This window comes from Bradyrhizobium sp. P5_C11_2, from assembly GCF_054049755.1.
Genome location: NZ_JBFULT010000852.1, coordinates 1 through 2,151, shown reverse-complemented (window position 1 = coordinate 2,151; position 2,151 = coordinate 1). Strand labels below are relative to the sequence as shown.

The window sequence follows — 2,151 nt, the reverse complement described above, 5'->3', positions numbered from 1 at the left end:
CGAGCGGCTCGTCGGTGTGGATGATCGCCACATGCGGCGCGCCGAAGAAATTGTAATTCTCCAGCGCTTGTTTCGCATACGCCATTTTGTCGCCGCGGGCGATGCCAAGCGTGTTGTAGAGCTGGAAGCCGCTTTCACGCCGGCGCTCGAGATAGGCGCCGACATATTCGCGCGGCGGCGTGAAATCGTAATCGTCGCCGAGACCGCCCGAGGCCTCGGCATAGATCGCCTTGCGGAAGCGTTCCTTGGCCTCCCCGCTGGCGATGACGACCTGCCACGGCTGGCTGTTGCACCAGGACGCGGTGCGTTGCGCGGTCTTCAGCACCTGCTCGATGGTGGCGCGGTCGACCGCTTTCGGCAGGAAAGCGCGCACGGAGTAACGCTCGTTGAGGAGCTCCTCGAGCACGCCGATGCGGTTATTCTGGTTGACTTTAGCATCCATGGATCAGCTCGCATTGTTCTCTTCGTAGGGTGGGCAAAGGCGCCGTAGCGCCGTGCCCACCAACAGACGCGCCCCGGAGCATCTGCATATGGTGGGCACGCTTCGCTTTGCCCACCCTACAAGATGCGGAGACGCAAGGGCTCAACGCCCCTTGGTCGGGATCTTGTTATACGGCACGTCCTTGTCGACGCGAATGTCGCCCGGCAGGCGGAGCACGCGCTCGGCGATGATGTTGCGCAAAATCTCGTCGGTGCCGCCGGCGATCCGCATCGAGGGCGAGGACAGCAGCATCTGCTGGAACTGGCCGTGCACGGTCTCCTCATCGCTGCCGGTGAGAACGCCGGCCGCGCCCTGGAGGTCCATGGCGTAGGTCGCGATGTCCTGGAGCATCATGCCCGACACCAGCTTGCCGATGGAGTTTTCCGGACCCGGCTGCTCGCCCTTGGACAGCGCCGAGATCGCGCGGTAGCTGGTGTATTTCAGCCCGCTCGACTTCACCGCCCAGCTCGCGAGCTTGGAGCGCACGGCGGGATCGTCGATGGCAAGCCCGTCCTCCAGCATCAAATTGGAGCAGAACTCGAACATCTCGGGCACGCCGGTCGCGAGCCGCGAGCCGATCGACATCCGCTCGTTCATCAGCGTGGTCAGCGAGACGCTCCAGCCCGCGCCGACCGCACCGAGGCGCTGGCTGTCCGGGATCACGACGTCGGTAAAATAGACCTCGTTGAACTCCTGCATGCCGTTGGCCTGCTTGATCGGGCGGACCTCGACGCCCGGGCTCTTCATGTCCAGGAAGAACATGGTGAGGCCCTTGTGCTTGGGCACATTCGGATCGGTGCGCGCGATCAGGAGGCCGAAGTCGGAATAATGCGCGCCCGAGGTCCAGATCTTCTGGCCGTTGACGACCCAATTATCGCCCTTCTTCTCCGCGCGCGTGCGCAAGCCCGCGACGTCGGAGCCGGCGGACGGTTCGGAGAACAGCTGGCACCAGATCTCCTCGCCCGAGGCGAGCTTCGGCAGATGGCGCCGCTTGGCGTCCTCGCTGCCCCAGGCCATCACGGTCGGGCCGCACATGCCCTCGCCGATCTGGAACGGCTGCGTCAGCTTGCCGTAGACGCCCTCCTCCTGCTGCCAGATCACGCGCTCGATCGGCGTCGCACCGCGGCCGCCATACTCCTTCGGCCAGTGCAGGCAGGCCCAGTTGCCTTCGAACTTCTTCTTCTGCCAGGCCTTGCCGACATCGACGATGTCGTGGTGAGCGAGCCGGATCCGGCCGAGCGAGGACTTTGACAGCTCCGCATGGAGCTCTTTCGGCGCGTTGGCGTCGACCCATTTGCGCGCGGTCTCGCGAAAGGCGGCTTCCTGCGGCGTGTCGTCGAAATTCATTTTCGAACTCTCCTCTCTCGTGCCCCGGACGCAGCGCAGCGCCTAAGCGGTGCGCTGCAGAGCCGGGGCCCATTGTGGCTTTCTGGGTCCCGGCTCTGCGAAGCAGCGCGGCGCGCTGCATCGCGTCCGGGACACGATCAGTTTCTTCCCTTGGTCGGGATCTTGTTGAACGGCACGTCCTTGTCGACACGGATGTCGCCGGGCAGGCCCAGCACGCGTTCCGCGATGATGTTGCGCATGATCTCGTCAGTGCCGCCTTCGACACGGGTGCCGGGCGCCCGCAACAGCATCGCCTGGAAACGCCCGGCGACCTCGGCATCCTC

The 2,151-nt window shown here is 64.9% G+C and carries 3 protein-coding genes; all 3 read right to left on the bottom strand.

Going from position 1 to position 2,151, the window contains the following annotated elements:
• The coding region (locus ACXJL8_RS39430; protein ID WP_456686849.1) for a nitroreductase family protein at nt 1–442 on the bottom strand (442 nt) is incomplete at its 3' end.
• Between the two features lie 141 nt (nt 443–583).
• Nucleotides 584–1,828, bottom strand: coding sequence for an acyl-CoA dehydrogenase (locus ACXJL8_RS39425; RefSeq protein WP_456617356.1), 1,245 nt, complete (start codon nt 1,826–1,828; stop codon nt 584–586).
• A 137-nt stretch (nt 1,829–1,965) separates the two neighbouring features.
• The coding region (locus ACXJL8_RS39420; RefSeq protein ID WP_456686848.1) for an acyl-CoA dehydrogenase family protein at nt 1,966–2,151 on the bottom strand (186 nt) is incomplete at its 5' end.

Excerpts from the sequence above, each read along its gene's own strand:
- ACXJL8_RS39425 (WP_456617356.1), bottom strand. The coding sequence starts at position 1,828 with ATGAATTTCGACGACACGCCGCAGGAAGCCGCCTTTCGCGAGACCGCG.